Raw genomic sequence first — 726 nt, forward strand, 5'->3', positions numbered from 1 at the left:
AAAAATCATTTTTCATTCGCTCATAAGTAATCCGCTCATGAGCTGCGTGCATATCTACAACAATCAAACCACTACTATTCTGAGCGAGAATATAAATCCCATGAAGCTGAGCAATAGCAAAACCTAATGGGTGTTCACGCCCATCAACAGCTTCTTGCTGCTGACCAAGGTTCTGATCAGGGTGAAGGGCTTTATATTGAGATAGAACCTCCGAAACACCCTGGCCAGATGTTTGCAACATTGATGGCGAAGCACTTCCCACACCTTGGCCAGCGCCAGTCACCGCACTACTAACTCCCTGGACTCCCAAAGACATTGCTGACTGAGAACCATAACTCGGCGTAAAAGCACTAGCCTGAGCTTGAAGCGAAGTACTTGCCTGAATATTTGACAAGTCGCGATTCGGTGCCGAACCATCTTCAGGAGCGGCCAATTCTTCTGGTCGAATATCCGCAAGCGCCTTATGAAGACTTCTGAATATAAAATCGTGAACTAAGCGCCCATCCCTAAAACGAACCTCATGCTTGGTCGGATGAACATTGACATCAACCAGCGCAGGATCAAGCTCTAGATACAAAACAAAGGCAGGGTGACGCCCATGATATAAGACATCACGATAAGCCTGCTTTACAGCATGACTCACCAAACGATCCCTGATAACACGACCATTAACGTAAAAGTACTGCAAGTCAGCCTGACTTCTTGAGAAGGTTGGTTTAGCTACCC

Annotated in this window: 1 protein-coding gene; it reads right to left on the reverse strand. The window is 46.4% G+C overall.

Annotated features, from left to right (window positions below; all coding sequences use genetic code 11):
* A partial coding sequence (gene mutL, locus A3766_RS24525) for a DNA mismatch repair endonuclease MutL (protein ID WP_231882983.1) occupies nucleotides 1-726 on the reverse strand: 726 nt, incomplete at both ends.

This window comes from Oleiphilus sp. HI0132 (assembly GCF_001635845.1).